Below are 26,713 nucleotides of genomic sequence, written 5' to 3' on the forward strand. Positions count from 1 at the left end.
AAAAAACCCGCCAAACGGCGGGTTTTTTATTGCGCCTGGCGCGCGGTTTTTCTTATCCCGCCGCCAAAACGCCTCAGCGGGCGCTGGCGGCATTTTCGCTCCTACTCCAAGGAGTGAATCGCCTCTTTATAATGCTTGCGACAGACGGAGACATAGCTCTCGTTACCGCCAATCACCACCTGTTCACCAGCGTGCATCGCCTGGCCGTTTTCATCCAACCGCAACACCATGTTGGCTTTGCGCCCACAGTGACAGATGGTTTTCAATTCCACCAGCTTATCGGCCCAGGCCAGCAAATATTGGCTGCCGGTAAACAGTTCACCGAGAAAATCGGTACGCAGGCCGTAGCACAATACGGGAATGTCCAGTTGGTCCACCACATCGCACAATTGCTCAACCTGCGCCTTGGTCAGGAACTGGCTTTCATCCAGCAGCACACAATGCACCGGCTGCTGTTGATGCTCTTGCTGAATCATGGCGTACAGCATCGAGTCGTTGTTATAGAGCTGGGCCTGCGAGGATAAACCGATGCGCGAGCTGACTTTACCGACGCCAAAGCGGTGATCGATCTCCGCGGTGAACACCAGCGTGCGCATACCACGTTCTTGATAGTTATATGAAGACTGTAGCAGCGCGGTGGACTTGCCGGCATTCATCGCAGAGTAATAAAAATAAAGTTGAGCCATGGCCCCGCAACTCCGATGGTATAAGAAATATTCAAATGTTGATTAGGACGGTAAGTGTACCATAAGCCGCCCCCCGGCTCAGCCCAAAGCGAACGAATATTGCGTTCGCCGTAATAATGCGCTTTCAAGCGAAACATATCGTTCTGTCGGCCCGTTCTTTTTACAGCTATTTACAGGATAATGTATGCCTGTCATCACTATTAATTCTTGCTAATGGTTAACCCCTAACATTTGCCCATTAATGCATAATCCTCTTTCACTGCGGCAGGCACCGCAGCCGCGGGAGAGTGCTTGTCTATTATACGTGAGGCCAATACAGGGCATTTAATCACCTTCGCTATCCCCCCGACGTTTCCTGACGCAACCTTTACCTATATACCCCTATTGTTTACAATGTCTGCCTTACCATGGCGTGATTAAGCCCACAGAACTCATTGTAATATTGATATAAATTACGACGATAACTTATCGATGAAAGCCTTGCGACACGCGCCTTTTAAAGCATGCCTGCTGAAATTTTGACTTAAGTGCGGTGAGGATAATAGTTAACAGCCCTTCCTATATTAGTCGGACAGATCCGATTAACGGTTTTTTAAAAGGTAAATTTGAGTATTCAAGTCAATTTGGCTATTGCAGAAAAGAAAATAGCACTCTATTATTATCGAGACGCCCCCCACCAATATAATTTGAGACTAGGACAATGAGCGAAGCATTAAAGATTTTGAACAACATCCGCACTCTGCGCGCCCAGGCAAGAGAATGCACACTGGAAACGCTGGAAGAAATGCTCGAGAAACTGGAAGTTGTTGTGAACGAACGTCGCGAAGAAGACAGCCAGGCTCAAGCAGAAATCGAAGAACGCACTCGTAAACTGCAGCAATACCGCGAAATGCTGATTGCTGATGGTATCGATCCAAATGAGCTGCTGCAAACCATGGCTGCCAACAAGGCTGCCGGCAAAGCAAAGCGTGCAGCACGTCCTGCTAAATACCAATATAAAGATGAAAACGGCGAACTGAAAACCTGGACCGGCCAAGGCCGTACGCCTGCGGTGATTAAGAAAGCTATCGAAGAGCAAGGTAAATCTCTGGACGATTTCCTGCTGTAATAGCGATTCAGTCCGTATCTGAAAGGCTCCCTCCGGGGGGCCTTTTCATTTTAAAGCTTATCGACGTGATCCCACCTCACCCCTCTCCTTTTAGTAAATATCCTAATTCGCATTTTCTTCCCTGCATGGAGCCCCAATGAAAAAAAGGGGCCCTAAGGCCCCTTTATCGCATTTACCCTCGTTCAATTATTGAACCTGGTAGAATGCCTTATACCAATCAACAAAGCGCTTTACACCCTCTTCAACGCTGGTTTCCGGTTTAAAACCAATGTCACGATAAAGCTCTGCGGTGTCCGCACTGGTATCCATCACGTCGCCAGGTTGCATCGGCAGCATATTCTTGCGGGCAGTTACCCCCAAAGCCTGCTCCAGCGCCGTGATATATTCCATCAGTTTAACGGGGGTGTTATTGCCGATATTATAAACATGATACGGTGCGGAACTGGTCGCTGGCGATCCCTGTTCAACGCTCCATGACGGATCTGCCTGCGGAATAACCGCCTGCAGCCGCACAATCGCCTCGGTGATATCATCGATGTAGGTAAAGTCACGGTGCATTTCACCGTGGTTATATACATCGATGCTCTCCCCCGCCAATATGGCCTTGGTAAACTTGAACAGCGCCATATCCGGACGCCCCCAGGGACCATATACGGTAAAGAAGCGTAACCCCGTCGTCGGGAGACCGTATAAATGAGAGTAGCTGTGTGACATCAGCTCATTGGCTTTTTTGGTGGCCGCATACAGTGACACAGGGTGATCGACAGAATCTTCGGTAGCAAACGGCAGCTTGCGATTGAGGCCATAAACAGAGCTGGAGGAAGCATAAAGTAAATGCTCGACCTTATTATGGCGGCAGCCTTCCAGAACGTTCAAATGGCCGATCAGGTTGGCGTCCGCATAAGCCAACGGGTTAACCAACGAATAACGCACGCCGGCTTGTGCCCCCAAATGAATGACTCGTTGGAACTGATGCTCGGCGAACAATGCCGCCATCCCTTCACGATCGGCCAAATCCAGCTTGATAAAGCGGAATCCCGGCTTATCCGCCAGTCTGTCCAGACGGGCCATTTTCAGGCCCACGTCATAATAGTCATTCAGGTTATCGATGCCGACAACCTGATGCCCGGCGGTCAACAAACGCTCTGCAACGTGATAACCAATAAACCCTGCGGCGCCTGTAACCAGGAATTTCATGCCCACTCCTTAAATAACCGGTTTAATCGAGGCGCCGCGGCCAATCGCGTAATAGGTAAAGCCGCGATTCTCCAAACGCTCCGGATCGTACAGGTTACGTCCATCGAAGATCACCGGCTGCTTCAACGCACTCTTGATCACATCGAAGTCCGGTGCGCGGAAATTCTGCCATTCGGTGCAGATCACCAGAGCATCGGCGCCGTGCAATGCAGCCTCTTTGGTCCCCATCAGCTTCAAGTCGTCGCGCTGGCCATAGATGCGCTGAACTTCGTTCATCGCTTCAGGATCGTAGGCTTGAACGGTGGCGCCGGCAGCCCACAATTGCTCCATCAGCACGCGGCTGGACGCTTCACGCATGTCATCGGTATTCGGCTTGAACGCCAGGCCCCACAGCGCAAAGGTTTTCCCCTTCAGATCGCTGCCGAAGTAATCTTTGATAAAGCTGTTCAACTTATCTTTCTGTTGGTAGTTGACCTGCTCTACCGCCTGCAGCAGCTTCGGTTGGTAACCGATCTGCTCCGCCGTGCGGATCAACGCCTGGACATCTTTCGGGAAGCAAGAACCACCGTAGCCGCAGCCAGGGTAGATGAAGTGATAACCGATGCGTGAGTCGGAACCGATGCCCTGACGCACTTTCTCGATGTCCGCACCCAGCATTTCCGCCAGATTGGACATTTCGTTCATAAAGCTGATTTTGGTCGCCAGCATGCAGTTGGCGGCGTATTTGGTCAGCTCTGCGCTGCGGATATCCATCATGATCATACGATCGTGATTGCGGTTAAACGGCTCGTACAGTTCGCGAATCGGTTCGATTACCTCTTTATTATCGGTACCGATCACGATGCGTTCAGGGCGCATGCAGTCAGCTACCGCAGCGCCTTCCTTCAGGAATTCAGGGTTGGATACCACGTCGAACGCCACGTTGCTGCCGCGTTTAGCCAGCGTTTCCGCCATCACCTGACGCACCTTGTCCGCCGTACCGACCGGCACGGTGGATTTATCGATCACCACTTTGCGATCGATCATGTGTTCGGCGATGGTACGTGCAACCGCGGTGACATATTTCAGATCGGCGGAGCCATCCTCATCCGGCGGCGTGCCGACGGCGATAAACTGGATATTCCCGTGCGCCACGCCCGCTTTGGCATCGGTGGTGAAATGCAGGCGCCCAGCCTCATAGTTTTGCTGTACCAACGGCGTCAGGCCCGGTTCAAAAATCGGGATATTCCCTTTTTTCAGGTTTTCGACTTTTCGCTCATCAACATCAATGCACATAACGTCATGGCCAACTTCAGCCAGTACGGCGGCCTGTACCAGCCCCACATAACCAATACCAAAAACTGTTACTTTCATGTGAAAATCCTAGTTTTTCAAATTAATACGAAAGATCAAATTACTTCTTGTCAGCGGCAACAACCTGTTGCAGCCACTGAGAAAATTCTTTGCCCAGGCTGGCATGACGCATGCCGTACTCTACAAAAGCCTGCATGTACCCCAACTTGTTACCGCAGTCATGGCTTACGCCCTTCAGGTGATACGCTTCCACCGTTTCCTGCTGCATCAACATTTCGATACTGTCAGTCAGCTGAATTTCGTCGCCGGCGCCAGGGGGCGTTTTAGCCAACAGCGGCCAAATATCGGCGGATAACACGTAACGACCGACAATCGCCAGGTTGGAAGGGGCTTTATCCGGCGAAGGTTTCTCAACCACACTCACCATCGGCGCACTTTCGCCCGGTTGCAAAGCAACGCCCTTACAGTCGGCTACGCCGTAGTTTCCGACATCTTTATGCGGCACGGGTTCAACCATGATCTGGCTGACGCCGGTAGTTTCGAAGCGCTGCAGCATTTCGCGGAGGTTGTCTTTTTTCGGATCGGCGCTGTATTCGTCGAGGATCACGTCCGGCAACACCACCGCCACCGGTTCATCGCCCACCATCGGGTAGGCACACATAATCGCGTGCCCCAGGCCTTTGGCATTGCCCTGACGAACCTGCATCACGGTAACGCCTTTCGGGCAGATCGACTGCACTTCATCCAGCAATTGGCGCTTGACGCGTTTTTCCAGCATCGCTTCAAGTTCGAAACTGGTATCAAAATGGTTTTCGATCGAGTTCTTGGAGGAGTGGGTGACCAGCACAATCTCGTTAATCCCCGCCGCAATGCACTCATTAACGACGTATTGGATCAGCGGTTTATCAACCAGCGGCAGCATTTCTTTCGGAATGGCTTTGGTGGCCGGCAACATCCGCGTACCCAAGCCTGCAACCGGGATCACGGCTTTTCTGACTTTGCGATTTACAGCAGGCATTATTTCCTCTCTTGAAGCTAAAGCGCTCATTTTATGAGCTTGGGCTCAATATAAAAAACCTTCGGAGTATACCAGCTTATGCGCGCCTGGCATTAACCAGAACACAAATAGAAAACATTTAGGACTATTACCCGTTCGGATAATCGGGAGAATAAATAAACGGTTTAATTACCGATAATTGAATAGCTTAAGATCTCGCCGTTCGTTGCCTGTTATTCAGCGCTGAGCATCAGTCGCAACCGACCACCGCTTCCCCATACCTGACACTGCCAGGCAGTGCAGCGCTGGCTGATCTGATTCATGTAGGTGGCCCCCAGCGTCCCCAGTGGCACGCCATTGCTCAGCTGGATTTGATTGTCACCGGTATTGACGTTGGCATGCAGCCCGGCAGAAACCAGAATCAGGTTTTTATTTTCGGCGTGATAATATCCCAGCAACAGCGGGAATTGACCGTCTAATTTCCCCTGCCGCAATAATTGATTAACCTGCTTTAACAATGCCGACATTTGCGGCAGACGATGCTGTTGATTAGCCAGATGGTCTTGCAGCAGCCCATTAAATAATGCACGCAACAGCAATGCCGCCAATACGCCATTATCGCCGGCGCGCGTGACGTCCAGGCAATAGAATGCCAGATCCTTTTCTGACAAAGCGGCGATATCCAGCACCAGGCCAGGATTTTCGCCGGTGGTTAACTGCCGATAGTTGATCCGGCAATGCGCAATAGTCTGCTGTACCGGCGGTTGCAATTGTTTAAGCAGTTTGACGGCTTCGGAGGGATTTTTGCTCAACGCATCCCAGTCCTGAAACAGTTCAACCTCTTCAATCGCCTGGGAAGTGAACATATTGGGGTATAAGCATGCCAACACCGCTTCACGCAGGCGATTGAGATCGGTCAGCGGCTTGAGCAGCACATCCTGCACGCCCAACCTCAGCACCTTGGCGATGTCAGCCATCTTGTCGGTGGCCGAGATCACCAGCACCGGGATTTGCAGCCCCTGCAAACGCAGGTGCTCAACGAATTCGATCCCCCCCATTTCCGGCATCGCGAGATCGCACAGGATCAGATCCGGCTTGAAGTCATCGACGGCACCCAGCGCCTGTATACCGTTGGTCGCCTCGCCGGTTTCAGCACCCAGTGAGGCCAAATAACCGACCAGCACTGAACGAAAAACCTGTTCGTCCTCAACGATCAAGATGCGCTTGTGAGTAAGTGGTAATGCCATCAGCCGAGCCTCGTCCCTTTCCATAGTGTAATAGTGGCTCAAAAAGGTCACTTATGCTCGTCTGAAACAGACTGACCGCGCATTGCCAACCGAGAACCGAGAATTATCTATTTTTTATCAACGGCAACAACCGATCCAGTTGTTTTTCCACCGCCAGCAACCCCGCTGCGATCGCTTCATCGGCGCGGTGGAAATCCAGCGTCGAGATTTGCGGACAAAAAGGTTGAATCAACACATCCGGCGGATCGCTCGCCATCCGATTACGCTTCAAACGATTTTCCAGCATTTGAATCGAGGTGCTCATAATCTCCATCGCCGTCGGCGCCGTCGCCGGTTTGCGCTGTCGCATTTTGCCGATGCGTTCCCGCAGACGCCCGCGCCAGGTCGCCGCAGGCGCATCGCCCGGGCTTTCTTCCTCGATACGTATCGAGAACAGATCCTGCTGCATCAGATGCGCATCATGCTGCAGATCGACCGCGATGACGATATCGGCGCCCATGGCGCGGCAAAGCGACACCGGCACAGGATTGACCACCGCGCCATCCACCAGCCAATAGCCGTCGGCCCATACTGGCGCCAACAGGCCAGGCATGCTGCAGGAGGCGCGTATCGCCTGATGAATATCGCCTTCGGTCAGCCACAGCTCGCGCCCGGTGCTGAGATTGGTGGTCACGGCACCGAACTTCAACGCGCAATCGGCGATATCATTGATCCTCAGCAGCTGTCCGACGGCGTTAAACACCCGCTCGCCGCGCAACAGGCCGCCGCGCTGCCAGGAAAAATCCATCAGGCGAATGACGTCCCAATAGCTGAACGATCGCACCCACTGCTCCATCGCCGGCAGACGATGGCTGGCGAACGCCGCGCCCACCAACGCGCCGACAGAGCAGCCAGCAACGACATCAACCTCAATCCCCAGTTTCTTTATCGCATTGATCACGCCGATGTGCGCCCAGCCTTTGGCCGAGCCCGCTCCCAGCGCCAGTCCGATCTTGATTTGCCGCATCGCGCCATCCTCAGGGTGAAAGGTGTTCTCTGCTTTCAGGGTAGATTGTCACTGACGAATATTGTTAGGTAACATATGCGCTAAATTCATTTTCTGCCTCGTGTTCTCAGGAGTTATTTTGCCCGAATTATGCCCATGCGGCAGCGGACTGGCGTATAACGCGTGCTGCGCCCCTTTTATCAGCGGCAATCAGCCAGCGCCGACGCCCGGCCAGCTGATGCGTTCACGCTTCACCGCCTACGTGAGTCATAACGTCGACTATCTGATCGCCACCTGGCACCCCGACTGCGGTGCCGAAGCGTGGCGCAATGCAATCGTCGACAGTTTTAAGAATACCGAATGGCTGGGCCTGACGGTCGTGGAAGAGAAAGCCGGTCATGAGCCGGATGAAGGCTTCGTCGAATTCATCGCCCGTTTTACCGATGGCGAAAGCGGCGAACCGCAAGCGATGCATGAGCGCTCACGCTTCCTTCGTCGCGATCAACGTTGGTATTATATCGACGGTACCAAACCCCAGCCCGGCAGAAATGCGATGTGTCCCTGTGGCTCAGGGAAAAAATATAAGAAGTGCTGCGGGCGCTAACCGGCCGGCGCTTCACGTTTACGCCTGCGCAGACAGGCCGTTCAGTATCAGACAGGATCCTCAAACCCATGCCACACCAAAATGTACAACGAAAAGTGTTACGCACCATCTGCCCGGACGCCAAAGGGCTGATCGCCAAGATCACCAACATCTGTTACAAGCACGAACTCAATATCGTCCAGAATAATGAGTTCGTCGATCACCGCACCGGGCGTTTCTTTATGCGCACCGAGCTGGAAGGCATTTTCAACGACAACACGCTGCTGGCCGATCTGGACAGCGCGCTGCCGGAAGGTTCGCTGCGCGAGCTGCACAGCACCGGGCGCCGACGCATCGTGGTGCTGGTCACCAAAGAGGCCCACTGCCTGGGCGATCTGTTGATGAAAAGCGCCTATGGTGGCCTCGACGTTGAAATTGCCGCCGTGATCGGCAACCACGACACGCTGCAAACGCTGGTGGAGCGTTTCGATATTCCTTTCCATTTGGTGAGCCACGAAGGCTTGACGCGGGAGCAGCATGACCGCGAAATGACGGCCAAGATCGATCAATATCAGCCGGATTACGTGGTGTTGGCCAAATATATGCGCGTGCTGACGCCGGCCTTCGTGCAACATTATCCGAACCAGGTGATCAACATTCACCATTCGTTCCTGCCGGCGTTTATCGGCGCACGCCCTTATCACCAGGCCTATGAGCGCGGGGTAAAAATCATCGGCGCCACCGCCCACTACGTTAACGACAATCTCGACGAAGGCCCGATCATCATGCAGGACGTGATCCACGTCGATCACACCTATTCCGCCGAGGATATGATGCGCGCCGGCCGCGACGTAGAGAAAAACGTGCTCAGCCGCGCGCTTTATCAGGTGTTGGCGCAGCGCGTCTTCGTCTACGGCAACCGCACCGTTATTCTGTAATCGCTCAATAAATCGGTGCATTTCGTTCAGGGATGCACCGCCAAGAATAAAAAAACGGCAAACGATTCATTTTCTGCATTTCAATGCTTTACACATCCGCTTCATTTGATATGATGCGCCCCGCTTACCGAGACAGCGCTCTCGCAAGCAAGGCCAGTTAAATAGCCATGTATATGGTGGGGTTCCCGAGCGGCCAAAGGGAGCAGACTGTAAATCTGCCGTCACTGACTTCGAAGGTTCGAATCCTTCCCCCACCACCATCTTCTCTCCGCCAGGAGCGAAGACGCAGTAAAGAAACCGGCCAGGTTTCTTCTGGATAAAACCAGAACAACAATTTGTAAATCCATGAATACCATGGTGGGGTTCCCGAGCGGCCAAAGGGAGCAGACTGTAAATCTGCCGTCACAGACTTCGAAGGTTCGAATCCTTCCCCCACCACCATCTCTTGCAGAAATCCCCAAACCGAATTAAAAGCACATCGCCTCCATAATGTTCCGTATTGGGGAAGGATGAGAAGCTTCGACCAAGGTTCGAGTCTCACGCAGTGAGACAACGCGCTTCAGCGCGGCCCGCAGGGTGAGTCGCACAGCGACGAATCATCCTTCCCCCACCACCATCCCTTGCAAAAATCCCCAAACCGAATTAAAAGCACATCGCCTCCATAATGTTCCGTATTGGGGAAGGATGAGAAGCTTCGACCAAGGTTCGAGTCTCACGCAGTGAGACAACGCGCTTCAGCGCGGCCCGCAGGGTGAGTCGCGCAGCGACGAATCATCCTTCCCCCACCACCATCTCTTGCAGAAAAATCCAAACCCTACTTAAAACTCGTTGCATCCAATGTTCTCGTATCAATAAATCAAGTTATCTCCCCTTATTAACCGCTTCCATCCAGACGTTTTATTTCTCTCCTCCGCCCGTAACTTGAACTCCGGCCGACAATTCGCTATACCACTGGCTTCTTTAGTGCAGTAAGGAACAGGTGGATGCGAAACAATATTTGCGTTTTTTGTGGCGCCAGTGAGGGCGTCAATCCCGCTTATGCCGAGCAGGCTCGTCAACTGGGGCAGCAGCTGGCCGCTCAGGGGCGCCGTTTAATCTACGGCGGCGGCAAAAAAGGATTGATGGGGATCGTGGCAGACGCGGTGTTGGCAGCGGGCGGTGAAGCTGTCGGCATTATCCCCGAGCGCCTGGTGGAAGCGGAAACGGCGCATCGCGGCCTGACCGAACTGGAAGTGGTACCCGATATGCATACGCGCAAAGCCCGTATGGCGGCGCTGGCGGACAGTTTTATCGCCCTGCCCGGCGGCATCGGCACGCTGGAAGAGCTGTTTGAAATTTGGACCTGGGGGCAAATCGGCTATCACAACAAGCCGGTCGGCCTGCTGAACGTCAACGGTTTCTACCGCCCGCTGAGCCAGTTCCTCGAGCACGTCGCCGATCAGGGCTTTATGCGTCACGACTATCTCGGCACCCTGCACATCAGCGAATCGGCACAGATGCTGCTGCAACAGTTTGACGACTATCAACCTAAAAATTACGACCGCTGGGCGAAATAAACCCGCTGCGCAGTCAGCGGTCCCGCCGCTGTCTGCGTTACATTTCCCGCCAAACTCTGCTACTATCACAGCACATTTTTCTCGTGAAAACGGCACCGCTCATGAAGTTTGTCTCTTTTAATATCAATGGACTGCGCGCGCGTCCGCATCAGCTGGCGGCAATTATCGAACAGCACCAGCCCGACGTGATCGGTCTGCAGGAAACCAAAGTTCACGATGACATGTTCCCATTGGAAGACGTCAGCCAACACGGCTACCACGTATTCTATCACGGGCAAAAAGGCCATTACGGCGTGGCGCTGCTGACCAAAGCGGAGCCTCTGGCCGTGCGCCGCGGTTTCCCGACCGATGAAGAAGACGCGCAGCGTCGCATCATCATGGCCGATCTGGCTACGCCGCAGGGCACGCTGACGGTGATCAACGGCTACTTCCCGCAAGGTGAAAGCCGCGACCACCCGATCAAATTCCCGGCTAAAACACGCTTTTATCAGGATCTGCAAAACTACCTGGAGCAGCAGCTATCGGCGGAATCCCCGGTGCTGATCATGGGCGACATGAATATCAGCCCCAGCGATTACGATATCGGCATCGGCGAAGACAACCGCAAACGCTGGCTGCGCACCGGTAAATGCTCCTTCCTGCCGGAAGAGCGTGAATGGATGGACCGCCTGCTGAACTGGGGCCTGGTCGATACCTACCGCCACGCCAACCCGGGGCGCAACGACGAGTTCTCATGGTTCGACTACCGCTCCAAAGGGTTCGACGACAACCGCGGCCTGCGTATCGATCTGCTGCTGGCCAGCACCCCGCTGGCTTCGCGCTGCATCGCCACCGGCATCGATTACCAAACCCGCGGCATGGAGAAACCTTCCGACCATGCGCCGGTCTGGGCGGAATTTACGCTGTAACCCCATCACCCCGGCGCCCGCCGGGGTTTTACTCTGAGAAGCCAATGAAAATTATCGACGTGGTAGCCGCCATTCTGGAACAAAATGGCCGCATTTTGCTGGCCCAGCGTGGCGCAGACAGCGATCAGGCCGGTCTGTGGGAGTTTCCCGGCGGCAAGGTTGAAGCCGGCGAAAGCCAGCCAGAGGCGCTGGCGCGCGAGCTGGATGAAGAATTGGGAATTTGCGCCCGTATCGGCAACTATGTGGGCAGCAATCAGTGGCAGCAAGGTGAACGCCTCATCCGGCTGCACGCCTGGCAAGTCGCGGAGTTCTCCGGTGAACTGCAACAGCGCTGCCACTCGGCGCTGGTCTGGGTCACGCCGCAACAGGCGCAGGAATACGCTCTGGCACCCGCTGACGTTCCACTGCTGGCGGGCTATATCGCCGCGCAAGGCGATGTACGCTGAGCGCGGCGATAGGTTACATCGTCACTTCTTCAATCGCACCCAAATCAAGGGGTTGGTGCCGATGGTGTTAGGCTCACGCACGCACTGCAGCACTTCCCCTTCCACTTTAAGCACCGCGCCCTCGGAATAGTTCTGGTTCTGGTAGACGCAACAGCGGTTGCAGGGCTGCGCCGGCGGCGGGTTGACGCCGCTTTTGGCCGTGCCCCAAATCTCCGGCGAAACCGGCAACACCACGTCCACATCGCCCCGGTTGGCGGCCGCCAGGCCGCAATACGCCAGGGCAGCGGCAGCCAGCACCCCATTGAGTCCACGCTTCATTCACTTTTCTCCTGCGCCTTGCTGGCGCTTTTCCTGCGTTTTTTGCCCCCGCTGGAGGGCGGCGGCGGCAATCCACGAAACGCCATGCTCGCCCGGCTCTGCTTGGCCTGATAAATCAGCTCTTGCAACGTGCCGACCAACGGCTGCATAAAGTCCTGATAACGGCAGGATTTCTCGCTGATTTGCGTCAGCGTGGCTTCCCAGTTTGCCGTCATATCAGGACGCGCAGCAAGATCCGGCAGCGAGTGAATCAACGCGCGCCCGGTTTCGCTGGAGTGAATATAGCGTCCCTTCTTGTACAGAAACGCCCGTTTGAACAGCAATTCGATGATCCCCGCTCGCGTCGCTTCCGTACCTAAACCATCGGTCGCCCGCAGGATTTTCTTTAGCGCTTTATCTTGTACGAAGCGCGCGATGCCGGTCATGGCCGACAACAGACTGGCGTCGGTAAACGGCCGCGGGGGCTGCGTCTGGCGCTCCACCACCTCACCGCGCTCACACAGCAGCTCATCATCTTTAGCCACCACCGGCAACGGGGCGCCCTCATTTTCCTCGTCGCGTTCCTTGCTGCCCAGCAGCGTACGCCAACCGGCCTCCGCCAGGAAACGCGCCTTGGCGATGAATTTGCCGCCGGCGATATCCAGCTCGATCACGCATTTGCGGAACACCGCATCCGGACAAAACTGCATCAGATACTGGCGCGCCACCAGCCCATACACGTTCCGTTCATCCTGCGTCAGATTAATCTTGCCGGCACGGGCGGTAGGAATGATAGCGTGGTGCGCATCGACCTTTTTATCGTCCCAGCAGCGGTTGCGGCGATCGCTGTCGATCACCGGCTGCGGGTACAGTTCAGGCTGGTGCACGCTGATGGCGTTCAGCACCGCATGACGGCCGGCGAAATGCTCTTCCGGCAGGTAACGACAGTCGGAACGCGGATAGGTAATCAACTTGTGGGTTTCGTACAGCCGCTGGCAAACGTCCAGCACCTGTTGGGCGCTGAGGTTATAACGCCGGGCCGCTTCAATTTGCAGCGTGGAGAGCGAAAACGGCAGCGGCGCGGTATCTGATTCCCGTTTATCGTTATAGGACGTGACCAGCGCCGGCTGGCCCTCGATGCGCTTGACCACGTGCTCCGCCAACGGCCGGTGCAGCAAACGCCCCTCTTCGTCCTGATAAGGCTCACAGGAGTCGCTGGGTTGCCACAGCGCCACGAAGCGTTCTTCTTTCGGCGTAACGATATGCGCCTTGACCTCAAAGAAGTCTTTCGGCACGAAGTTTTCGATCTCTTCATCGCGCCGCACCACCAATCCTAGCACCGGCGTCTGCACCCTGCCCACCGACAGCACGCCGTCGTAACCAGCGTTGCGGCCCAGCAGCGTATAAGCGCGGGTCATATTGATGCCGTACAGCCAGTCGGCGCGCGAACGTGCCAGCGCAGACACGCACAGCGGGATAAAGTCTCGGTTGTCACGCAGCCGCTCGACCGCGCGCTCCACCGCCTGCGGGTTGAGATCGTTGATCAGACAGCGGCGCACGTTCTGGCGCTTCTCCGCCGTCAAATCCAGGTAGTCCAGCACCTCATCCACCAGCAGTTGCCCTTCGCGATCCGGGTCGCCGGCGTGAACCACTTCATCGGCTTCAAGCAGCAACTTTTTAATGGCGTTGAGCTGTTTACTGACCGAAGGCCGCGGCTGCAACCGCCATTTTTCGGGAATGATCGGCAGATCCGCCAACGACCAGCGCGCATAGCGGCTGTCATAAGCGTCAGGCTGAGCCTGCTCCAACAGGTGGCCGACGCACCAGGTCACCACGTCGTTGTTGCCACAGGCGATATACCCGTCGCCGCGGCGATGCGGCTTGGGCAAGACGTCGGCAATGGCGCGCGCCAAACTCGGTTTCTCGGCTATGAACAGTCGCATTATTCACCGTTTTTCTGGCTGAACGTCATCAAGAATTCTCTTACTTCTGCATAGTTCCCACGGAAGACAATCCGCTGGGCTTTCTTTTCCAACTGATAGCAATACATCGGATCGTAGTACTGCTGCAACAGGGGCGCCAGCCACTCGCGGTGCGCCTCGCCCTGGCCGCTGAGCCGCTGTGCCCGCAGCGCCGCTTCCAGTCGTTGCGTCAGCTGCTGGAAGCGTTCCAGCCCCAGGCGGCGGCGTATGGCGAACAGGCCGTGGTGCAGATAGTCGTCGTACTGTCGCCAGCCGTCTTCCACACCATAGGCCTGTTCGAACTGTTCGCGCATGCCGTCGATATATTCCGCCTGCAGACGCGCCAGACGAATGTCGAACGGATCGTCGATCACCGCCACCGGCGCCTGCTGCATCCCATTGAACAGCGGCAGCGGCAGATTGTTGCTGCCGATGATCCGCCCTTCGTCTTCCAGCACCCAACGGCGGCTGCCACCATGCTGTTTTTTCAGCAATAACACAGCCAGACGATTCTCAAAATCGATCTGCGAGCTCTGGCCCGCCAGCGTTCGACCAAAAGATGAACCGCGATGGCGCGCCACGCCTTCCAGATCGACGCCGTCGGCCAGTTCGTTGACCAGCAACGTCTTGCCGCTGCCGGTATTGCCGCCCACCAGGGCCATCGGCAATGCCGCGCTTTGCGCCAGCACGCCGAGCAAATAATTGCGCAGCGCCTTATAACCGCCAATGATACGCGGGTACTCGACGCCGGCCTCATGCAGCCATTGCTGCACCAGCTGCGAGCGCAGCCCGCCGCGGAAGCAGTAAATATAGCCTTCGGGCCGCTCTGCGCAGGCCGCCAGCCAGGCGGCGGTGCGCTGTTCGCGCAGTTTGCCGTTCACCAGGCTGTGGCCGAGCGCGATCGCCGCTTGTTGCCCATGCTGCTTATAGCAGGTGCCGACCGCCTGGCGTTCGCTGTCGATCATCAGCGGCAGATTCAGTGCCTGAGCGAAGGCGCCCTGCTGAAACTCGATCGGTGCGCGCACGTCAATCAGCGGCACGTCCTGCAGGAAAATGCGTTGGTAATCGTCGCTGTCCGCCCTTCCTTGCATGTTGGACACTACGCGACCTCGATCAGCGGCTTATCGGCCGATGCCACATGCAATTCACCGATAGCGTTGAGCGTGATACCGTGCTGTTCGGCAATCGCCAGCACCTGCGCTTCCGCCTCCGGCAATACCGCCAACAGCAAGCCGCCGGAGGTTTGCGGATCGCACAGCAGCTGGCGCTGCAAATCGCTCATCTCGCCCACCAGATGGCCATAGCTGTCGAAGTTGCGCCCGGTGCCGCCCGGCACACAGCCCTCGGCGATATACGCCTCAACGTCCGGCAGTTTCAGCACCCGATCAAACCAGACCGTCGCCTGCAGACCGGAGCCCTGGCATACCTCGCTCAGGTGGCCCAGCAGGCCAAAGCCGGTGATGTCGGTCATCGCTGTGACGCCCGCCACCTCGGCAAAATCAGCACCCGGTTTATTCAGGCGACACATCACTTCAGTCGCCAGGCCCTGATGCTCAGGGCGCAGCTTGCTTTGCTTCTCGGCGGTCGTCAGCACACCGATGCCCAACGGCTTGGTCAGATAAAGTTTTGATCCGGCCTGTGCCGCGCTGTTTTTCTTCACCCGCTCGGTATTGACCACGCCGGTCACCGCCAGGCCGAAAATAGGTTCCGGTGCATCGATAGAATGGCCACCGGCCAGCGCGATCCCCGCCTGCTGGCAGGCGAAACGGCCGCCGTCGATCACCTGCTGCGCCACCTCCGGCGGCAGCTTGGCGATCGGCCAGCCGAGAATGGCGATCGCCATGATCGGTTTGCCGCCCATGGCGTACACGTCGCTGATGGCGTTGGCAGCCGCAATGCGGCCGAAATCGAATGGATCGTCGACGATCGGCATGAAGAAGTCGGTGGTGCTGATGATGCCGACGCCGTTGCCAATGTCGTACACCGCCGCATCGTCGCGGGTTTCATTGCCGACCAGCAGGCGCGGATCGACAAACTTTTCCCGCTCGCTATGCAGGATGGTTTCGAGAACTTTCGGTGAGATTTTGCAGCCGCAGCCAGCGCCATGGCTGTACTGGGTTAAACGGATCGCTGGCGATGTCATAGTCCACTCCCTTCGGTAACGGCACTCAAGATAACATAGGGTAGCGCTTGCCGAGGGGATTGATAAGAGCGGGCCGCCGATAAGCGAACGGCCTGCTCAGAAACCATGCAATTTTGCGGGGTTTGGCGCATTTTCACCGCGCCCCGTTGGAAAAAACTCAGAAGTAGCTGACGAAAGGCGTGCTGTCCGGCGGCGTCACCTTGGTGGCGGCCTTCAGCTGTGGCGTACCCAGATAGAGGAAGCCGACAATCTCATCCTGCTCGCGGCAGCCGAAGGCTTCGCGCACCAGCGCATGCTCGGTCCAGGCGCCGGTGCGCCAGATGCCGTTAAAGCCCTGCGCCAGCGCCGCCATCTGCATCGCCTGCACCGCGCAACCGGCGGAAACCACCTGCTCCCAGCGCGGCACTTTGGTCTCTTCCGTGCAGTGCGCGATGACGGTGATGATCAGCGGTGCGCGGAACGGCGCCTTGGTGGCTTTTTCGATCGCCGCCTCGTCCAGTTGATCCTGCTTCGCCGCCGCCTGCAGCAGCTGACTGAAGCGTTCCAGGCCCTGATTCTCGATCATCACGAAACGCCACGGCTGCAGCGCGCCGTGATCGGGTGCACGCAGGCCCGCGTTGATGATATTTTGGCGCACTTCCCCCGCCGGCGCCGGTTCCGCCAGGCGCGAAGCCGAGCGACGATTCAATAAAAGATCCAGAGCATCCATCGTAAACTCCTGATAACAATTTTCATTCCGGCCACGTTAACATAGCTAAACGACGAGTTACAGCCTCGGCGATAGCGTCTGTGTGCCACGATTTAAAGCTGACATTTACCCGGCCGCTCATTAGGATAGCGGAACATTCTCGACTCTTGTTGGAGAGCACATGCGCACATTGTGGCAAATTATTGCCGGCATTTTCCGGTGGACATGGCGTCTGCTGAATTTTATCAGGGAACTGATCCTTAACCTGTTCCTGGTCTTGCTGATCCTGGTTGGGGTCGGCATCTATCTGTCCTTCCAAAGTTCCTCCACCTCGACGGCCCCGGCGCGCGGCGCGCTGCTGGTCGATTTAAGCGGCGTGGTGGTCGATCAGCCTTCGGTAAACAACCGAGTGCGGCAATGGGGCCGCGAACTGTTGGGCGCCTCCAGCAGCCGCCTGCAGGAAAACTCGCTGTTCGACGTAGTCGACAGCATCCGCAAGGCCAAAGACGACAAAAACATTACCGGCATGGTGTTGCAGCTGAATGATTTCGTCGGCGCCGATCAGCCGTCGCTGCGCTATATCGGCAAAGCGCTGCGCGAGTTCCGCGACAGCGGCAAACCGATCTTCGCCATCGGCGACAGCTACAACCAGACGCAATACTATCTGGCCAGCTACGCCAACAAGGTCTACCTGTCGCCGCAGGGCGCGGTCGATCTGCACGGTTTCGCCACCAACAACCTGTATTACAAGTCGTTGCTGGACATGCTCAAGGTCACCACCAATATCTTCCGCGTCGGCACCTATAAATCGGCGGTCGAACCGCTGATCCGCGACGATATGTCTCCGGCGGCGCGCGAAGCAGACAGCCGCTGGATTGGCGGCCTGTGGCAGAACTATCTGGAGACCGTCGCGGCCAACCGCCAGCTGACGCCGCAGCAGCTGTTCCCAGGCGCCGCCGGCGTGCTGAGCGGCCTGCAGGCGGCCGGTGGCGACACCGCTCGCTATGCGCTGGACAACAAGCTGGTGGACGAGTTGGCGTCGCGCACCGCGATCGAAAATCAGCTGGTCAAGACCTTCGGCTGGGACAAACAGGTAAATGATTTCAACGCCATCAGCATCTACGACTATCAGCCGAAACCGGACGCGAACCAGGGCGGCAAGATCGCCGTCGTCTTCGCCAACGGCGCCATCATGGACGGCCCGCAGACGCCGGGTAACGTCGGGGGCGACACCACCGCCGCCGAGCTGCGTCAGGCACGTCTGGATCCGGCCATCAAAGCCGTGGTGTTCCGTGTCAACAGCCCTGGCGGCAGCGTCAGCGCGTCCGAAGTGATCCGCTCCGAGCTGGCCGCCGTGCGCGCCGCCGGCAAACCGGTGGTGGTGTCGATGGGCGGCATGGCCGCGTCGGGCGGTTACTGGGTCTCGACGCCGGCCGACTACATCATCGCCAGCCCGAGTACGCTGACTGGCTCCATCGGTATTTTCGGCATCATCAATACCTACGAGAAAACCCTGGATACGCTGGGCGTGCACACCGACGGCGTGGCGACCTCGCCGCTGGCCGATATCGCGGTCACCAAGGCGTTGCCGCAGGAGTTCTCACAGATGATGCAGCTGAATATCGAAAACGGGTATAAGAACTTCCTCGATCTGGTCGCCAAATCACGCAAGATGACCCCGCAGCAGGTTGACCAAATCGCGCAGGGCCATGTGTGGCTCGGCAGCGACGCCAAGGCCAACGGCCTGGTCGATCAGTTGGGCGATTTCGACGACGCGGTGAAGAAAGCCGCTGAGCTGGCGAAGCTGCAGCAGTGGCAGCTTGACTGGTTCGTCGATACCCCGAGCCTGAGCGATATGGTGCTCAGCCAGTTCGGCGTTTCCATTCACGCCATGCTGCCGGCGGCGATTCAGGCCATGCTGCCTGCCCCGCTGGCCTCGGTCGCCAATGCGGTGAAAGAGCAGCCGGGTTTGTTCAATAACTTGAACGATCCGCAGAACCGTTACGCGATCTGTCTGACCTGCGGAGAAGTCCGCTAACAAATAATTCTACAGCCCGGCCATCGCCGGGCTTTTTTTCTGCCGCCATGCCCCTATAATTCAGCCCATCTTATCTTTGTTAAAATCATGACCATGCAAAAGAAATCCATTTACGTCGCCTACACCGGCGGCACCATCGGCATGCAGCGCTCCGATCACGGCTATATCCCGGTTTCCGGCCACCTGCAGCGCCAACTGGCGCTGATGCCGGAATTCCATCGGCCGGAAATGCCGGATTTCACCATTCATGAATATGCGCCATTGATTGACTCTTCGGACATGACGCCGGAAGACTGGCAGCACATCGCCGACGACATCAAGCAGAACTACGATCGCTACGACGGCTTCGTGATCCTGCACGGCACCGATACCATGGCGTTCACCGCATCGGCGCTCTCCTTCATGCTGGAAAACCTGGCTAAGCCGGTGATCGTCACCGGTTCGCAGATTCCGCTGGCGGAGCTGCGTTCCGATGGCCAGACCAACCTGCTCAACGCGCTGTATCTGGCGGCCAACCATCCGGTGAACGAAGTCAGCCTGTTCTTCAACAACAAGCTGTTCCGCGGCAACCGCACCACCAAAGCGCACGCCGACGGCTTCGACGCCTTCGCCTCCCCGAATCTGCCGCCGCTGCTGGAAGCCGGCATTCACATTCGTCGCCAGCACGGCATCGACAGCCCGGCTTGCAACGGCGCGCTGCGGGTGCACGACATCACGCCGCAGCCGATCGGCGTGGTCACTATCTATCCGGGTATTTCCGGCGCGGTGGTGCGCAATTTCCTGCTGCAGCCGGTCAAGGCGCTGATCCTGCGCTCCTACGGCGTCGGCAACGCGCCGCAGAAGGCCGAGCTGATCGACGAGTTGCGTGCGGCCTCCGAACGCGGCATCGTGGTGGTCAACCTGACGCAGTGCATCTCCGGGCGCGTCAATATGGAAGGCTACGCCACCGGCAACGCGCTGGCGCACGCCGGGGTTATCAGCGGTTTCGACATGACGGTGGAAGCCGCCCTGACCAAGCTGCACTATCTGTTGAGCCAGCCGCTGACGCCGGAACAAATCCGCGCCCTGATGCAGCAAGATCTGCGCGGCGAGCTGAGCATCAACGGTTAATCGACTGAACTCTGGAGCGGCGATGAAAACGGCCCTGTTGTTGATCGATCTGCAAAACGACTTCTGCCCCGGCGGCGCGCTGGCGGTCACGGCGGGCGACGCCGTCATCCCGGTCGCCAATCAGGCGATCGCCGCCTGCCTGGCGCGGGGCGAGCCGGTGGTGGCCAGCCAGGACTGGCACCCCGCCAATCACCGCAGCTTTGCGGTGAACTCCGATGCGCAGGTCGGCACCCTCGGTGAGCTGGAAGGCCTGCCGCAGGTATGGTGGCCGGTGCACTGCGTGCAAGGGAGCCACGGCGCCGATTTTCATCCCCAGTTACAGCGGCAACACATCAATGCCGTCTTTCGCAAAGGGCAAGATACGAACATCGACAGCTACAGCGCGTTCTTCGATAACGGCCACCGTGCGCAAACCGAACTCCACGGCTGGCTGCAATCGCAGGGCGTCCGGCGGTTGGCTGTCATGGGCCTGGCGACCGACTACTGCGTGAAGTTCAGCGTGCTGGATGCGCTGGCTGCCGGCTATCCGACGCAAGTGATCGTCGACGGCTGCCGCGGCGTGAATCTGCAGCCGGACGACAGTGAGCGAGCGCTGCAGGACATGGCGCGCGCCGGCGCGCAGCTAGTTACCCTGTCACAGTTTCTCGCCAACTAAATCCGCTCGTGCGCCACCGGCGCCCTCTCTGCGCGGCGGCGAAATTATCGACGCTGCTCACAATACCGCCTTTCTTCTTCCCCAACAGCTTGTGACCGGCAGGCGCTTTTGCTGTTATGACTGCGACGCTTTTGGCGTCAATCGGTTATACGCATCCGGGGCCCGCTGAGCCCGGCTTTATTGTGCCCGCCCCTGGCGGTACGGTCGGCCTTGCCGACCACAAGGAGACTGACATGAAAATAACCCGAAAACTGCTGCCTTTGCTGGCGGCGGTGCAATTGGCTATGGCTGGCGCAAGCACGGCCCAGGCGGCCTATCTCTCCGTCGGCTACTTCAACGGCGGCGGCGACGTCACCGCCGGCCCCGGTGGCGATATCGATAAGCTGGACGTCACGCAAATCACCCACCTCAACTATTCGTTCGGCCTGATCTACAACGGCGAGAAAGACGAAACCAATGCGGCGCTGAAAGACCCCGCTCGCCGCCACCAGATCTACCTGTCGCCGAAAGTCACGGCCGATCTGCAACGGCTGCCGGTGCTGCGCAAACAGAACCCCGAGCTGAAAGTGCTGCTGTCGGTCGGTGGCTGGGGCGCACGCGGTTTCTCCGCCGCCGCCGCTACCCCGGAAAACCGGGCGATATTCATTCGCTCCGCGCTGCAGGTGATCGCACAGTACCGGCTGGATGGGATCGATCTGGACTGGGAATACCCGGTGAACGGCGCCTGGGGGCTGGTGGAAAGCCAACCGGCGGATCGCGATAACTTCACCCTGCTGCTGAAAGAGCTTCACCAAGCGCTGGGGCAAGGCAAGCTGTTAACCATCGCCGTCGGGGCCAACGTCAAAAGCCCACAGGAATGGGTCGATGTGAAAAGCATTGCCCCTTACCTCGACTACATCAATCTGATGACTTACGACATGGCTTACGGCACACAGTACTTCAATGCCAACCTGTACGATTCAACGCGTTGGCCAACCGTGGCGGCCGCCGACCGCTACAGCGCCGATTTCGTGGTAAAGCATTATCTGGCTGCCGGACTGAAACCGGCACAGATGAACCTGGGCATCGGTTTCTACGGCCGGGTGCCGAAACGGGCGACCGAGGCGGGCATCGACTGGGACAAACCGGACGCCGCCAAGCATCCGGTGACGCAGCCTGACTTCAGCGCGCGCGAAACCGCCCTGTTCAACGCGCTGGGGCTGGATCTCAGCAAAGACACTTACTTTAAATACCACGATATCGTCAGCAAATTGCTCAACGATCCGCAGCATCGTTTTCGCGAACACTGGGATGACGACGCCAAAGTGCCATACTTGACGCTGCAATCCGCCGAAGGCAAGCCGCTGTTTGCCATCTCCTACGAGAACCCGCGTTCGGTGGCCATCAAGGCCGAATACATCAAAAGCCAGGGATTAGGCGGTGCGATGTTCTGGGAATACGGCGCGGACGACAACAACCGGCTGGCACAGCAGCTGGCGGAATCGTTGGGGATTAAGGGCGAAAAACGGTGAGTCGACGGGGCGATGGCGACATCGCCCCGCTTTAGGGTCGCGTTACTGCGGTTTGAGTTTGGCCAGCGGCTCGGCAACGAACTGCTGTTTCAGCTCTTGCTTGCTCTTCATCACAATCTGCCCGTCGGTACCGATGCTCATGTGCTGCGGATCGACGTTGTGCATCGACTGCCACAGCATCACCGCCTGCAGGCTATTTTCTTTCTGCTCCGGCGTCAGCGCCACGCCGTCCGGCCATTTACCCAGCTCAACCGCCAGTACCAGGCGCTGGTATATCTCGGGCGTCATCGCCGCAATCAGATCTTTCACGTCCATCAGAGCCCTTCTCGCTTACGGATGAATAATTAGCTGAATCGATTTTGTTAGTTAAATTACCACTTAACCGGCCGTTTGGTCGCCATTTTCGCCATCGGTGAAACTCAGCGAGGCGGAGTTGACGCAGTAGCGGTCGCCTGTCGGCTGCGGGCCATCGGGGAAAACGTGCCCCAGGTGCGCGTCGCAGTGGCCGCAGCGGATTTCAACACGATGCATATTATGCGAATTATCATCAAGATAGCGGATTGCATCGGCGGAAACCGGCTCATAAAAACTCGGCCAACCGCAGCCGGAATCGTATTTGGTTTCGGAATAGAACAGCGGCTGGTTGCAGCACAGGCAATGGTACACGCCCTCGCGCTTGTTGTGCAGCAATTTGCCGCTGAACGGCGCTTCGGTACCACGCTGTTGCGTCACATAACGTTGGATTTCATTCAGTTCCGTGACCGGATGACCGGGGGTTGTCTCTTTAGCCATTTGTGCTTATCTCTGAATGTGGATAATGTCAACGAAAACAATGATTAATAATAACAAAAAATTAACACCGCTGCAGGGGTTTTTGGCCTAAACTGTAGCCCATAAAGGCTACGTCACGATGATATGTGATAGCGATCACACATCTTGCGTATGCTGACTTTATACTTGGCGGCTTGTCCCCATATAACGGATGAGGCCAAGCGCAAATGGACTGTGCAATAAGCGTGCAAAACCACCCTTCTGGTTTGACTTGCCGCAAGAATTGACACGATTCCGCTTGACGCTGGGTAAGGTTTTTGTAATTTTACAACCAACCTTTTATTCACTAACAAATAGCTGGTGGAATATATGACTATCAAAGTAGGTATCAACGGTTTTGGCCGTATCGGTCGCATTGTTTTCCGTGCTGCTCAAGAGCGTTCTGACATCGAGATCGTTGCAATCAACGACCTGTTGGACGCAGAGTACATGGCTTACATGCTGAAGTATGACTCTACTCACGGCCGTTTCAACGGTACGGTAGAAGTTAAAGACGGCCACCTGGTTGTTAACGGCAAAACCATCCGTGTTACCGCAGAGAAAGACCCGGCTAACCTGAAGTGGAACGAAGTAGGCGTTGACGTGGTTGCTGAAGCGACCGGTATCTTCCTGACCGACGAAACCGCGCGTAAACACATCACCGCCGGCGCTAAAAAAGTGGTTCTGACTGGCCCATCCAAAGATGCGACCCCAATGTTCGTGCGCGGCGCTAACTTTGACAAATATGCCGGCCAGGACATCGTGTCCAACGCCTCTTGCACCACCAACTGCCTGGCGCCACTGGCTAAAGTCATCAACGACAACTTCGGTATCGTTGAAGGTCTGATGACCACCGTTCACGCGACCACCGCTACTCAGAAAACCGTTGATGGCCCGTCCCACAAAGACTGGCGCGGCGGCCGCGGCGCATCCCAGAACATCATCCCTTCTTCTACCGGCGCAGCGAAAGCGGTTGGCGTGGTTCTGCCAGAGCTGAAAGGCAAACTGACCGGTATGGCGTTCCGCGTACCGACGCCTAACGTATCCGTTGTTGACCTGACCGTACGTCTGGAAAAAGCGGCTACCTACGAAGAAATCAAGAAAGCCATCAAAGACGCCGCTGAAGGTTCTATGAAAGGCGTTCTGGGCTACGTTGAAGACGACGTGGTTTCCACCGATTTCAACGGCGAAGTGCTGACTTCCGTGTTCGATGCCAAAGCCGGTATCGCACTGAACGACAACTTCGTGAAGCTTGTTTCCTGGTACGACAACGAAACCGGTTATTCCAACAAGGTTTTGGATCTGATCGCTCACATCTCCAAGTAATGGCATGATGTTAAGCTGATAATGAGGGCGACATTTTTGTCGCCCTTTTTTATTTGTCTCTCCGGCAAACAATAGGTCATGAAATGAACGAGAAAATTTTCACCCTGCCCGTTTCCGAACAGATTTCACCTTACATCAGCCAACGTCAGCTCGATGAGCTGGGCGTGGTGGTGGTCTCGCACCCGAAAGTGCGCGCGGCCGTCGCGCTGCAGGGCGCCCATTTGCTGGCCTGGCAGCCCAGCGGTGAGCAGCCGGTAATTTGGCTCAGCAACAATACCCCGTTTGCCAAAGGCAAGGCCATCCGCGGTGGGGTACCGATCTGCTGGCCGTGGTTCGGTCCAGTGGCGCAACCCTCCCACGGCTTTGCCCGTAACCAGCCCTGGAGCCTGACGGCGCACGATGAAGATGACAACGGCGTCATTCTGACCTTCACGCTGAAAGACAATGAGCAGACCCGAAAACTGTGGCCGCACGCCTTCACGCTGATTGCCCGCTTCAAACTGGGTGCAGAGTGCGAGATCGAACTGGAATCGCACGGCGATTATCAGGCCACGGCGGCGCTACATAGCTACTTCCAGGTCGGCGACATCGAACGGGTCAGCGTGGCGGGTCTGGGCGAGCCTTATATCGACAAGGTGGCGGGCGGTGCAGAGGCACGTCAGGCAGGTGAAGTGACCTTCGTCGGCCAAACCGACCGTGTCTATACTCGCCCGGAGGCCTTCAGCCAGATCCGCGATCCGGCGCTCGCACGCACCATCGAGGTTCACCACCATCATATGAGCGACGTCATCGCCTGGAACCCCGGCGCAGAACTCTCCTGCAGCATGGGGGATATGCCGAACGACGGTTACAAGACCATGGTTTGTATTGAGACCGGGCGCGTCAGCAAACCGCTGATCGCCGCCGGCGAGCAACCCGCCCGTTTGGGAGTCACCTTCCGCAGCCGTAAAAAAGCCTGATGGATCGTGCGCGGCAGCGCACTGCAGATGTGCAAAAGGGGCGCTTGCGCCCCTTTTTGATGCACGCCATGCACGATAATCGTGCAATGCGTGATTAGAAGGTGTAGCTCACACCCGTCATCAACAAACCGGTGTAGGATTTATCCACCATCGGACTGTCTTTCACTTCATCCGACAGCTTCACATAGCGGCCGACGAAGAAAGCGTTCCAGCTCTTGTTGAGCTGGTAATTGGCGCTCAGCTCGAGATACGGTGCCCAGCTATCGCCTGGGGTGTAGCTATCCAGGCCGCTGCGGCGGGATTCATTGGCGCTGACGCCGTAGTAATATTTGTTCTGGTTCTTGCTGTTCCACATTACACCCACGCCCGGGACCAGCGTCAATGCGTCCAGATCAAACTTGTACAGGTAAGCCACATCGCCCACCAGCCCGTTGCTGTTGTTCAGCGTGTCGCCGGTGAAAGTAGTACGGATAGTGCCCCACTCCGCGTTGTGCGAATAGGCCAGGCCGGCCATCAGCGTGCCGCGACGCTTGTCGAGGCGCTTCATGCGATCGTCGTCGCTGTCGCCCGGACGGTAGCCCCATGGCGTGTAGTAACCCATGATGCTCAGCTGGTTTTCTTGATCTTTCCACAGGTAGTAACCGGCGGTCAGAGTACGGAAGTAGAAGTCATCACCTTCATAGTCGATGACGGGCACCGGATAAACGCGGTCCTGATAACCGCGATACGCGTCCGGGCTAACCAGCGCGGCAGCGCCAAGTGACCAGGTCCCCGCCTGAGCACTTTGCGCACAAACCATTGCGGAAGCGATAATTGCTAGCGTTTTGAGTTTTGAAATCTTCACTGGTTCTTTTTCCATAAATTACAGGGTTAATAGCCGCAATAGTTTATGTGAAAATTTAGTTGCGCGCCTAATCTTTACAATAGAAAACGACCAAGATCGAATAACTTATAGCGGAATTATGAATTAATCATGGCGGAACGATGACGTTTTATCCCGCAGGCCGCGCCAGACAAGGCATTTGGCTAACACGGTAATAACTGAGTCATTGATATGACTTAAAAAAAGCTTTTTCTGCGGCAGGAAATTTTCCGGCAAGCAAACTAAGCTTAAATCAGAAGGCGAATTTATCCTGGGCCCAGTGGCATACAGCGCAACTCGCGATAATAAGCGCACCAAGTTGGCATACGGGTTGCTGTACTCAGGCGTATTCTCATCTTCCGGGGGCCAGAACACTATCACACGCTCTCTTTAACCTGTGCTAATAACG

General features: G+C 56.7%; 27 protein-coding genes, 2 tRNA genes and 2 other RNA genes. 16 read left to right on the forward strand and 15 right to left on the reverse strand.

Annotated elements, in window-relative coordinates:
- Nucleotides 1-101 precede the first annotated feature (101 nt).
- On the reverse strand, nt 102-686 hold the full coding sequence (locus tag GUC32_RS13410) for a thymidine kinase (protein ID WP_015378091.1): 585 nt from the start codon (nt 684-686) through the stop codon (nt 102-104).
- 700 nt (nt 687-1,386) lie between these two features.
- Here GUC32_RS13410 and hns point away from each other — a divergent pair.
- The gene (gene hns, locus GUC32_RS13415; RefSeq protein ID WP_004932170.1) at nt 1,387-1,794 is read left to right on the forward strand and encodes a histone-like nucleoid-structuring protein H-NS; all 408 of its coding nucleotides are present in this window, start codon (nt 1,387-1,389) and stop codon (nt 1,792-1,794) included.
- A gap of 186 nt (nt 1,795-1,980) precedes the next feature.
- On the opposite strand, the gene GUC32_RS13420 is transcribed toward hns, so the two are convergent.
- The 5 genes from GUC32_RS13420 to rssA all read right to left on the reverse strand — a co-directional run bounded on the left by GUC32_RS13420 (nt 1,981) and on the right by rssA (nt 7,534).
- Nucleotides 1,981-2,991, reverse strand: coding sequence for an NAD-dependent epimerase (locus tag GUC32_RS13420; protein WP_025303077.1), 1,011 nt, complete (start codon nt 2,989-2,991; stop codon nt 1,981-1,983).
- A 9-nt stretch (nt 2,992-3,000) separates the two neighbouring features.
- Nucleotides 3,001-4,344: a UDP-glucose/GDP-mannose dehydrogenase family protein gene (locus tag GUC32_RS13425; RefSeq protein ID WP_369435271.1), complete on the reverse strand. Its 1,344-nt coding sequence runs from the start codon at nt 4,342-4,344 to the stop codon at nt 3,001-3,003.
- 40 nt (nt 4,345-4,384) lie between these two features.
- Nucleotides 4,385-5,302, reverse strand: a complete 918-nt coding sequence (galU, locus tag GUC32_RS13430) for a UTP--glucose-1-phosphate uridylyltransferase GalU (RefSeq protein WP_025303079.1) — start codon at nt 5,300-5,302, stop codon at nt 4,385-4,387.
- 212 nt (nt 5,303-5,514) lie between these two features.
- Nucleotides 5,515-6,528 (reverse strand): two-component system response regulator RssB, encoded by a 1,014-nt coding sequence (gene rssB, locus GUC32_RS13435; RefSeq protein ID WP_025303080.1) that lies wholly within the window; start codon nt 6,526-6,528, stop codon nt 5,515-5,517.
- A gap of 103 nt (nt 6,529-6,631) precedes the next feature.
- Nucleotides 6,632-7,534, reverse strand: coding sequence for a patatin-like phospholipase RssA (rssA, locus tag GUC32_RS13440; protein ID WP_149570639.1), 903 nt, complete (start codon nt 7,532-7,534; stop codon nt 6,632-6,634).
- Between the two features lie 118 nt (nt 7,535-7,652).
- Between rssA and GUC32_RS13445 the strand changes: the two genes are divergently transcribed.
- The 9 genes from GUC32_RS13445 to GUC32_RS13485 all read left to right on the forward strand — a co-directional run bounded on the left by GUC32_RS13445 (nt 7,653) and on the right by GUC32_RS13485 (nt 11,944).
- Nucleotides 7,653-8,117 carry a YchJ family protein gene (locus GUC32_RS13445; protein WP_025303082.1) on the forward strand — a complete coding sequence of 155 codons (465 nt, stop codon included), beginning with the start codon at nt 7,653-7,655 and terminating at the stop codon, nt 8,115-8,117.
- A gap of 68 nt (nt 8,118-8,185) precedes the next feature.
- The gene (gene purU, locus GUC32_RS13450; protein WP_004932187.1) at nt 8,186-9,034 is read left to right on the forward strand and encodes a formyltetrahydrofolate deformylase; all 849 of its coding nucleotides are present in this window, start codon (nt 8,186-8,188) and stop codon (nt 9,032-9,034) included.
- 175 nt (nt 9,035-9,209) lie between these two features.
- Nucleotides 9,210-9,294 (forward strand) — tRNA-Tyr (locus GUC32_RS13455).
- 96 nt (nt 9,295-9,390) lie between these two features.
- Nucleotides 9,391-9,475: transfer RNA gene (locus GUC32_RS13460), tRNA-Tyr, on the forward strand.
- Between the two features lie 47 nt (nt 9,476-9,522).
- Nucleotides 9,523-9,650: non-coding RNA, RtT sRNA (locus GUC32_RS13465), on the forward strand.
- A 47-nt stretch (nt 9,651-9,697) separates the two neighbouring features.
- A non-coding RNA gene (locus GUC32_RS13470) (RtT sRNA) lies at nt 9,698-9,825 on the forward strand.
- Nucleotides 9,826-10,017: 192 nt separating this feature from the next.
- Nucleotides 10,018-10,590 (forward strand): TIGR00730 family Rossman fold protein, encoded by a 573-nt coding sequence (locus tag GUC32_RS13475; protein WP_369435272.1) that lies wholly within the window; start codon nt 10,018-10,020, stop codon nt 10,588-10,590.
- Between the two features lie 101 nt (nt 10,591-10,691).
- Nucleotides 10,692-11,498: an exodeoxyribonuclease III gene (xthA, locus tag GUC32_RS13480; protein WP_060427434.1), complete on the forward strand. Its 807-nt coding sequence runs from the start codon at nt 10,692-10,694 to the stop codon at nt 11,496-11,498.
- Nucleotides 11,499-11,542: 44 nt separating this feature from the next.
- Nucleotides 11,543-11,944: a pyrimidine (deoxy)nucleoside triphosphate diphosphatase gene (locus tag GUC32_RS13485; RefSeq protein ID WP_197819117.1), complete on the forward strand. Its 402-nt coding sequence runs from the start codon at nt 11,543-11,545 to the stop codon at nt 11,942-11,944.
- 21 nt (nt 11,945-11,965) lie between these two features.
- On the opposite strand, the gene GUC32_RS13490 is transcribed toward GUC32_RS13485, so the two are convergent.
- From GUC32_RS13490 to GUC32_RS13510, 5 genes are all read right to left on the reverse strand, one after another.
- Nucleotides 11,966-12,262 carry a YnjH family protein gene (locus GUC32_RS13490; protein WP_025303085.1) on the reverse strand — a complete coding sequence of 99 codons (297 nt, stop codon included), beginning with the start codon at nt 12,260-12,262 and terminating at the stop codon, nt 11,966-11,968.
- Complete coding sequence (locus tag GUC32_RS13495) at nt 12,259-14,184, reverse strand: DNA topoisomerase III (protein ID WP_025303086.1); 1,926 nt, start codon at nt 14,182-14,184, stop codon at nt 12,259-12,261. Before GUC32_RS13495 ends, GUC32_RS13490 begins: the two co-directional genes overlap by 4 nt.
- Nucleotides 14,184-15,293: a tRNA 2-selenouridine(34) synthase MnmH gene (gene mnmH, locus GUC32_RS13500; protein ID WP_038629396.1), complete on the reverse strand. Its 1,110-nt coding sequence runs from the start codon at nt 15,291-15,293 to the stop codon at nt 14,184-14,186. Before mnmH ends, GUC32_RS13495 begins: the two co-directional genes overlap by 1 nt.
- A gap of 8 nt (nt 15,294-15,301) precedes the next feature.
- Nucleotides 15,302-16,345, reverse strand: a complete 1,044-nt coding sequence (gene selD / locus GUC32_RS13505; protein ID WP_369435273.1) for a selenide, water dikinase SelD — start codon at nt 16,343-16,345, stop codon at nt 15,302-15,304.
- A 157-nt stretch (nt 16,346-16,502) separates the two neighbouring features.
- A complete protein-coding gene (locus GUC32_RS13510; RefSeq protein ID WP_004932204.1) occupies nt 16,503-17,054 on the reverse strand; it encodes an NAD(P)H nitroreductase in 552 nt (183 codons plus the stop codon).
- A 160-nt stretch (nt 17,055-17,214) separates the two neighbouring features.
- On the opposite strand from GUC32_RS13510, the gene sppA reads away from it, so the two are divergent.
- From sppA to GUC32_RS13530, 4 genes are all read left to right on the forward strand, one after another.
- Nucleotides 17,215-19,071, forward strand: a complete 1,857-nt coding sequence (sppA, locus tag GUC32_RS13515) for a signal peptide peptidase SppA (RefSeq protein ID WP_025303089.1) — start codon at nt 17,215-17,217, stop codon at nt 19,069-19,071.
- A 93-nt stretch (nt 19,072-19,164) separates the two neighbouring features.
- The gene (ansA, locus tag GUC32_RS13520) at nt 19,165-20,181 is read left to right on the forward strand and encodes an asparaginase (RefSeq protein WP_047730911.1); all 1,017 of its coding nucleotides are present in this window, start codon (nt 19,165-19,167) and stop codon (nt 20,179-20,181) included.
- 22 nt (nt 20,182-20,203) lie between these two features.
- The gene (gene pncA / locus GUC32_RS13525; protein WP_049203352.1) at nt 20,204-20,836 is read left to right on the forward strand and encodes a bifunctional nicotinamidase/pyrazinamidase; all 633 of its coding nucleotides are present in this window, start codon (nt 20,204-20,206) and stop codon (nt 20,834-20,836) included.
- A gap of 233 nt (nt 20,837-21,069) precedes the next feature.
- Complete coding sequence (locus tag GUC32_RS13530) at nt 21,070-22,347, forward strand: glycoside hydrolase family 18 protein (protein ID WP_197819119.1); 1,278 nt, start codon at nt 21,070-21,072, stop codon at nt 22,345-22,347.
- A gap of 42 nt (nt 22,348-22,389) precedes the next feature.
- On the opposite strand, the gene GUC32_RS13535 is transcribed toward GUC32_RS13530, so the two are convergent.
- Both GUC32_RS13535 and msrB read right to left on the reverse strand, forming a co-directional pair.
- Nucleotides 22,390-22,662, reverse strand: a complete 273-nt coding sequence (locus tag GUC32_RS13535) for a YeaC family protein (protein ID WP_025303093.1) — start codon at nt 22,660-22,662, stop codon at nt 22,390-22,392.
- Between the two features lie 63 nt (nt 22,663-22,725).
- The gene (msrB, locus tag GUC32_RS13540; protein WP_004932219.1) at nt 22,726-23,139 is read right to left on the reverse strand and encodes a peptide-methionine (R)-S-oxide reductase MsrB; all 414 of its coding nucleotides are present in this window, start codon (nt 23,137-23,139) and stop codon (nt 22,726-22,728) included.
- A 348-nt stretch (nt 23,140-23,487) separates the two neighbouring features.
- Between msrB and gapA the strand changes: the two genes are divergently transcribed.
- Both gapA and GUC32_RS13550 read left to right on the forward strand, forming a co-directional pair.
- Nucleotides 23,488-24,483, forward strand: a complete 996-nt coding sequence (gene gapA / locus GUC32_RS13545) for a glyceraldehyde-3-phosphate dehydrogenase (RefSeq protein ID WP_004932222.1) — start codon at nt 23,488-23,490, stop codon at nt 24,481-24,483.
- Between the two features lie 83 nt (nt 24,484-24,566).
- Entirely contained in the window at nt 24,567-25,442 is an 876-nt protein-coding gene (locus tag GUC32_RS13550; protein ID WP_025303094.1) for a D-hexose-6-phosphate mutarotase, read from the forward strand.
- A 94-nt stretch (nt 25,443-25,536) separates the two neighbouring features.
- Here GUC32_RS13550 and GUC32_RS13555 read toward each other — a convergent pair whose 3' ends face one another.
- Both GUC32_RS13555 and GUC32_RS13560 read right to left on the reverse strand, forming a co-directional pair.
- On the reverse strand, nt 25,537-26,301 hold the full coding sequence (locus tag GUC32_RS13555; protein WP_147823886.1) for a MipA/OmpV family protein: 765 nt from the start codon (nt 26,299-26,301) through the stop codon (nt 25,537-25,539).
- 108 nt (nt 26,302-26,409) lie between these two features.
- Nucleotides 26,410-26,685 carry a hypothetical protein gene (locus tag GUC32_RS13560; RefSeq protein WP_160310831.1) on the reverse strand — a complete coding sequence of 92 codons (276 nt, stop codon included), beginning with the start codon at nt 26,683-26,685 and terminating at the stop codon, nt 26,410-26,412.
- Nucleotides 26,686-26,713 lie beyond the last annotated feature (28 nt).

It is taken from the genome of Serratia sp. NGAS9 (assembly GCF_009905295.1).
Taxonomy (GTDB): Bacteria; Pseudomonadota; Gammaproteobacteria; order Enterobacterales; family Enterobacteriaceae; genus Serratia; species Serratia bockelmannii.

Coding starts and splice junctions, on each gene's coding strand:
- sppA (WP_025303089.1), top strand. CDS start 17,215: ATGCGCACATTGTGGCAAATTATTGCCGGCATTTTCCGGTGGACATGG.
- GUC32_RS13510 (WP_004932204.1), bottom strand. CDS start 17,054: ATGGATGCTCTGGATCTTTTATTGAATCGTCGCTCGGCTTCGCGCCTG.
- xthA (WP_060427434.1), top strand. CDS start 10,692: ATGAAGTTTGTCTCTTTTAATATCAATGGACTGCGCGCGCGTCCGCAT.
- rssB (WP_025303080.1), bottom strand. CDS start 6,528: ATGGCATTACCACTTACTCACAAGCGCATCTTGATCGTTGAGGACGAA.
- GUC32_RS13420 (WP_025303077.1), bottom strand. CDS start 2,991: ATGAAATTCCTGGTTACAGGCGCCGCAGGGTTTATTGGTTATCACGTT.
- pncA (WP_049203352.1), top strand. CDS start 20,204: ATGAAAACGGCCCTGTTGTTGATCGATCTGCAAAACGACTTCTGCCCC.
- mnmH (WP_038629396.1), bottom strand. CDS start 15,293: ATGCAAGGAAGGGCGGACAGCGACGATTACCAACGCATTTTCCTGCAG.
- purU (WP_004932187.1), top strand. CDS start 8,186: ATGCCACACCAAAATGTACAACGAAAAGTGTTACGCACCATCTGCCCG.
- GUC32_RS13410 (WP_015378091.1), bottom strand. CDS start 686: ATGGCTCAACTTTATTTTTATTACTCTGCGATGAATGCCGGCAAGTCC.
- GUC32_RS13490 (WP_025303085.1), bottom strand. CDS start 12,262: ATGAAGCGTGGACTCAATGGGGTGCTGGCTGCCGCTGCCCTGGCGTAT.
- GUC32_RS13550 (WP_025303094.1), top strand. CDS start 24,567: ATGAACGAGAAAATTTTCACCCTGCCCGTTTCCGAACAGATTTCACCT.
- GUC32_RS13425 (WP_369435271.1), bottom strand. CDS start 4,344: ATGAAAGTAACAGTTTTTGGTATTGGTTATGTGGGGCTGGTACAGGCC.
- gapA (WP_004932222.1), top strand. CDS start 23,488: ATGACTATCAAAGTAGGTATCAACGGTTTTGGCCGTATCGGTCGCATT.
- galU (WP_025303079.1), bottom strand. CDS start 5,302: ATGCCTGCTGTAAATCGCAAAGTCAGAAAAGCCGTGATCCCGGTTGCA.
- hns (WP_004932170.1), top strand. CDS start 1,387: ATGAGCGAAGCATTAAAGATTTTGAACAACATCCGCACTCTGCGCGCC.
- rssA (WP_149570639.1), bottom strand. CDS start 7,534: ATGCGGCAAATCAAGATCGGACTGGCGCTGGGAGCGGGCTCGGCCAAA.
- ansA (WP_047730911.1), top strand. CDS start 19,165: ATGCAAAAGAAATCCATTTACGTCGCCTACACCGGCGGCACCATCGGC.
- GUC32_RS13535 (WP_025303093.1), bottom strand. CDS start 22,662: ATGGACGTGAAAGATCTGATTGCGGCGATGACGCCCGAGATATACCAG.
- msrB (WP_004932219.1), bottom strand. CDS start 23,139: ATGGCTAAAGAGACAACCCCCGGTCATCCGGTCACGGAACTGAATGAA.
- GUC32_RS13485 (WP_197819117.1), top strand. CDS start 11,543: ATGAAAATTATCGACGTGGTAGCCGCCATTCTGGAACAAAATGGCCGC.
- selD (WP_369435273.1), bottom strand. CDS start 16,345: ATGACATCGCCAGCGATCCGTTTAACCCAGTACAGCCATGGCGCTGGC.
- GUC32_RS13530 (WP_197819119.1), top strand. CDS start 21,070: ATGAAAATAACCCGAAAACTGCTGCCTTTGCTGGCGGCGGTGCAATTG.
- GUC32_RS13475 (WP_369435272.1), top strand. CDS start 10,018: ATGCGAAACAATATTTGCGTTTTTTGTGGCGCCAGTGAGGGCGTCAAT.
- GUC32_RS13555 (WP_147823886.1), bottom strand. CDS start 26,301: ATGGAAAAAGAACCAGTGAAGATTTCAAAACTCAAAACGCTAGCAATT.
- GUC32_RS13495 (WP_025303086.1), bottom strand. CDS start 14,184: ATGCGACTGTTCATAGCCGAGAAACCGAGTTTGGCGCGCGCCATTGCC.